This window comes from Enterobacter sp. Ap-1006 (genome assembly GCF_011752835.1).
Taxonomy (GTDB): domain Bacteria; phylum Pseudomonadota; class Gammaproteobacteria; order Enterobacterales; family Enterobacteriaceae; genus Cedecea.
Window position 1 is genome coordinate 1 of the sequence record NZ_VWWU01000013.1, and the last position, 4,438, is coordinate 4,438.

General features: G+C 48.4%; 4 protein-coding genes, 4 tRNA genes and 1 rRNA gene. 8 read left to right on the forward strand and 1 reads right to left on the reverse strand.

Annotated features, from left to right (window positions below; translation table 11 throughout):
* The 3 genes from rrf to birA all read left to right on the forward strand — a co-directional run bounded on the left by rrf (window position 1) and on the right by birA (window position 2,234).
* Window positions 1–116: ribosomal RNA gene (rrf, locus tag F3J28_RS22175) — 5S ribosomal RNA — on the forward strand.
* 130 nt (window positions 117–246) lie between these two features.
* Window positions 247–1,275, forward strand: a complete 1,029-nt coding sequence (gene murB / locus F3J28_RS22180) for a UDP-N-acetylmuramate dehydrogenase (RefSeq protein ID WP_166879817.1) — start codon at window positions 247–249, stop codon at window positions 1,273–1,275.
* Window positions 1,272–2,234 carry a bifunctional biotin--[acetyl-CoA-carboxylase] ligase/biotin operon repressor BirA gene (birA, locus tag F3J28_RS22185; RefSeq protein ID WP_166869381.1) on the forward strand — a complete coding sequence of 321 codons (963 nt, stop codon included), beginning with the start codon at window positions 1,272–1,274 and terminating at the stop codon, window positions 2,232–2,234. The genes murB and birA overlap by 4 nt, the downstream gene beginning before the upstream one ends.
* 27 nt (window positions 2,235–2,261) lie before the next feature.
* Here birA and coaA read toward each other — a convergent pair whose 3' ends face one another.
* Window positions 2,262–3,215, reverse strand: a complete 954-nt coding sequence (coaA, locus tag F3J28_RS22190) for a type I pantothenate kinase (RefSeq protein WP_034808670.1) — start codon at window positions 3,213–3,215, stop codon at window positions 2,262–2,264.
* 453 nt (window positions 3,216–3,668) lie between these two features.
* On the opposite strand from coaA, the gene F3J28_RS22195 reads away from it, so the two are divergent.
* From F3J28_RS22195 to F3J28_RS22215, 5 genes are all read left to right on the forward strand, one after another.
* Window positions 3,669–3,744 (forward strand) — tRNA-Thr (locus F3J28_RS22195).
* A 12-nt stretch (window positions 3,745–3,756) separates the two neighbouring features.
* Window positions 3,757–3,841, forward strand: a tRNA-Tyr gene (locus F3J28_RS22200).
* 117 nt (window positions 3,842–3,958) lie between these two features.
* Window positions 3,959–4,033, forward strand: a tRNA-Gly gene (locus F3J28_RS22205).
* A gap of 9 nt (window positions 4,034–4,042) precedes the next feature.
* A tRNA-Thr gene (locus tag F3J28_RS22210) sits at window positions 4,043–4,118 on the forward strand.
* A gap of 112 nt (window positions 4,119–4,230) precedes the next feature.
* Window positions 4,231–4,438, forward strand: a 208-nt coding sequence (locus F3J28_RS22215; protein WP_021242225.1) for a GTP-binding protein, incomplete at its 3' end; no start/stop codon positions are given.

Below are 4,438 nucleotides of genomic sequence, written 5' to 3' on the forward strand. Positions count from 1 at the left end.
CCTGGCGGCCGTAGCGCGGTGGTCCCACCTGACCCCATGCCGAACTCAGAAGTGAAACGCCGTAGCGCCGATGGTAGTGTGGGGTCTCCCCATGCGAGAGTAGGGAACTGCCAGGCATCAAATAAAAGCGAAAGGCTCAGTCGAAAGACTGGGCCTTTTTGCTGTGCGCGTTCTATTGAGACAGGCAAGCCAATCCCAACAGGATCGGGTAAACTAGTTGAGTTGATATTCCGGAAAATGGCTGACATGAACTCCTCTCTTAAACCCTTCAATACCTTCGGCATTCAGGCAACTGCGACACATATTGTTATCGCTGAATCTGTACAACAGCTTACTGAAGCATGGGCAGAATCGACGCAGGCACATCAGCCAGTCCTTATTCTGGGGGAAGGCAGTAACGTTCTTTTCCTCGAAAACTTCGAAGGCATGGTCATTATCAATCGTATTAAAGGGATTGAAATTGCTGAGACGGATGATGCCTGGTTGCTCCATGTCGGTGCTGGTGAAAACTGGCATCACCTCGTGGAATATACTCTCCAACAAGGCATGCCAGGTCTGGAAAACCTTGCTCTGATACCGGGCTGTGCTGGCTCATCGCCCATTCAAAATATTGGTGCATATGGTGTTGAAATTAAACAGGTATGTAACTATGTCGATTGCGTTGAGCTAAGTAATGGCCAGGCATTGCGTTTAACAAACGCAGAATGCCGCTTTGGCTACCGGGACAGCATCTTTAAACATGACTACCAGGACCGCTTTGCAATTGTAGCCGTTGGCTATCGCTTGCCTAAAGCCTGGAGGCCGGTTCTCAGCTACGGCGACCTGAGTAAACTGGATCCTTCGACCGTTACACCCCAGCAGGTTTTTGAAAGCGTCTGCAATATGAGGAGCTCGAAGCTGCCCGATCCAAAAGTGAATGGTAATGCCGGCAGTTTCTTCAAAAACCCCGTTATTAGCGCGGAACAGGCAGAAAAACTGATTTCTTGTGGCGCAAACGTCCCCCATTACCCTCAGCCAGATGGCAGCGTTAAACTTGCAGCAGGTTGGCTGATCGATCAATGTCAGTTGAAGGGATACCGCATTGGTGGAGCCGCGATTCATCGGCAACAGGCCTTGGTCATCATTAACGAAGAAAATGCCAGCAGCGCAGATATTGTTGCCCTTGCACACTACGTACGCCAACAGGTTGGTGAAAAGTTTGATGTCTGGCTTGAACCAGAAGTTCGCTTTATGGCTAGCAAAGGGGAAGTCAGTGCCGTGGAGACTATCGCGTGAAAGACAATCGGGTTCCGTTAACGTTAATTAGTATTCTGGCAGACGGTGAGTTTCATTCAGGTGAGCAACTGGGTGAGCAGCTAGGCATGAGCCGGGCGGCCATTAATAAGCATGTTCAAACCCTGCGGGACTGGGGAATCGATGTCTTTACCGTTCCAGGCAAGGGGTATAGCTTGCCGGAGCCTATCCAGTTACTGGATGAAGATTTTATTAAGTCACAGATAGAGAGTGGGACGGTTGCTGTCCTGCCGGTTATTGATTCCACCAACCAATACCTGCTTGACCGGCTCAATTCCCTTCAGTCTGGTGATGCGTGTATAGCGGAATACCAGCAGGCCGGCCGTGGAAGACGTGGCCGTCAATGGTTCTCTCCCTTTGGAGCAAATCTCTATTTGTCCATGTACTGGCGTCTGGAACAGGGGCCAGCTGCGGCAATTGGACTCAGTCTGGTTATTGGCATTGTGATGGCGGAAGTATTACAACGCCTTGGCGCTGAAGACGTCAGGGTAAAATGGCCAAACGACCTCTATCTGAACGACCGCAAGCTCGCCGGTATTTTGGTTGAACTCACCGGGAAAACGGGGGATGCCGCGCAAATCGTTATCGGTGCTGGGATTAATCTTGCGATGCGTAATGTTGCTACAGATGTAATTAATCAGGGATGGATCAACCTCCAGGAAGCTGGCATCCGTATTGACAGGAATACGCTAGCGGTCACTCTAATCCAGGAGTTACGTACGGCACTACAGCTGTTTGAGCAGGAAAGTTTATTACCGTTCCTGCCTCGTTGGGAAAAACTGGATAACTTCATCAATCGACCGGTAAAACTCATTATTGGGGAACGAGAGGTCCATGGAATATCTCGAGGCATTAATGAGCAGGGTGGATTATTGTTGGAGCAGGACGGAGTAATAAAAGCTTGGGTTGGCGGTGAGATTTCTCTGCGCGGCGCAAATTAAAGAGAGGGGGAATTCCCCCTCATCTTATTATTTTCTCAGTTTGACACAATCAACGGCATGATTAGCACTTTTTGTCATAATCAAGCTTGCGCGATCGCGTGTTGGTAATATGTTTTGTTTTAAATTCAATAAATTAATTTCATTCCATAGCTGCGTTGCAATATTTATGGCTTCATCTTTAGAGAGCTTTGCATAGCTGTGGAAATAAGAGTTTGGATCGGTGAATGCACCTTCACGGAATTTTAAGAACCGATTTATATACCAATTCTGTAATAGCTCTTCCGGCGCATCTACATATATAGAAAAATCTACGAAGTCAGAAACAAATACATGATGTGGATCGTGGGGATAATCCATTCCGCTTTGCAGAACGTTTAACCCTTCCAGAATCAAGATATCCGGTTGGGCAACGGTCTTATCACCGTCGGGGATCACGTCGTACACCAAATGCGAGTACACCGGCGCCGTCACGTTGGTTGCACCAGATTTAATGTCGGAGACAAATTTCACCAGACGATGCATATCATAGGATTGCGGGAAGCCTTTCTTCTTCATCAAATTGCGCTCTTTAAGCACTTTATTTGGATGAAGGAAGCCGTCGGTGGTAATCAGTTCAACCTGACGGTGCTCAGGCCAACGGCTGAGTAGGGCCTGCAGCACACGCGCTGTCGTGCTCTTTCCGACAGCCACACTTCCCGCAATACTGATGATGTAGGGAATACGTTGGCCATTGGTGCCAAGGAACTGCTCGAGTACTGCCTGGCGCCGCAGGTTTGAACTGATATAGAAATTGAGCAGACGAGACAGCGGCAGGTAAATCTCCGCCACCTCTTCCAGGGAGAGGTCTTCGTTAATGCCTTTTAACCGGGCGATTTCCCCTTCGGTTAACGTCATGGGAACAGAGTCGCGCAATGCTGCCCATTGGCTCCGGTCAAATTGTAGATAAGGGGTTGTTGCCAACATTTGCTCTTTATTACTCATAAGCATGCTTCTGCCTGTAATTCAGGACAAAATTTACGCGCTACATTCTCGAACGCAAGTAATCAGACGTTGTGTATAAAAAGTATGCCGCGTATTTAACTTTTCAACAGTGGGCAGGAGGGTAACACCTGAATGAAGAGAACAATAAGAAAAAATCAACAACAGTGATGTATTACGGCGGGTACATCACGTTGCGCTTACAGTGAAAGAAGGGGCTGCGAGCCATTTTAAAGGGGCAGTCTTATTTCTGATGATTATTATTTGTCACTCAGGCATCGCCAGGCACCTTTTTCCAGGAAAAACAGATGCCGGAAACGATGAAAATTTGCTCTCAATTGGTGCTTTAGCCGCCATATTCTCGAGATCTAGCGCAAAATGTGAGCGGTAGTGCATTTTATGCGATTTTTTTGTTGCATGAGCGGCGCTCTCTTCCTAGAATGCGCGCTACTTGATGCCGGCTTAGCTCAGTAGGTAGAGCAACTGACTTGTAATCAGTAGGTCACCAGTTCGATTCCGGTAGCCGGCACCATCAAGTACCCCAGGTGGGGTTCCCGAGCGGCCAAAGGGAGCAGACTGTAAATCTGCCGTCATCGACTTCGAAGGTTCGAATCCTTCCCCCACCACCATATTCGGCAACGCATTGCGAAGCCCGGTGCGATAAACGAACAGTTTGTCGACCCGAATACTGAGAGGCCTTCTCTCATATTCACTACAGAAAGATTCAGGTAGCCGAGTTCCAGGATGCGGGCATCGTATAATGGCTATTACCTCAGCCTTCCAAGCTGATGATGTGGGTTCGATTCCCACTGCCCGCTCCAACAAGATGTGCTGATATAGCTCAGTTGGTAGAGCGCACCCTTGGTAAGGGTGAGGTCGGCAGTTCGAATCTGCCTATCAGCACCACTTCTTTATCTCCTCCCTGTTTCTCTTCTGTTAATGCATTCAGCTAATTCAGGCATATGCCTGGTTGATGTGGTGATATCACCGATTTATCCGTGTCTTAGAGGGACAATCGATGTCTAAAGAAAAGTTTGAACGTACAAAACCGCACGTTAACGTCGGTACTATCGGCCACGTTGACCATGGTAAAACAACGCTGACCGCTGCAATCACTACCGTTCTGGCTAAAACCTACGGTGGTTCTGCTCGTGCATTCGACCAGATCGATAACGCACCAGAAGAAAAAGCTCGTGGTATCACCATCAACACCTCCCACGTTGAGT

Coding starts and splice junctions, on each gene's coding strand:
- murB (WP_166879817.1), top strand. CDS start 247: ATGAACTCCTCTCTTAAACCCTTCAATACCTTCGGCATTCAGGCAACT.
- coaA (WP_034808670.1), bottom strand. CDS start 3,215: ATGAGTAATAAAGAGCAAATGTTGGCAACAACCCCTTATCTACAATTT.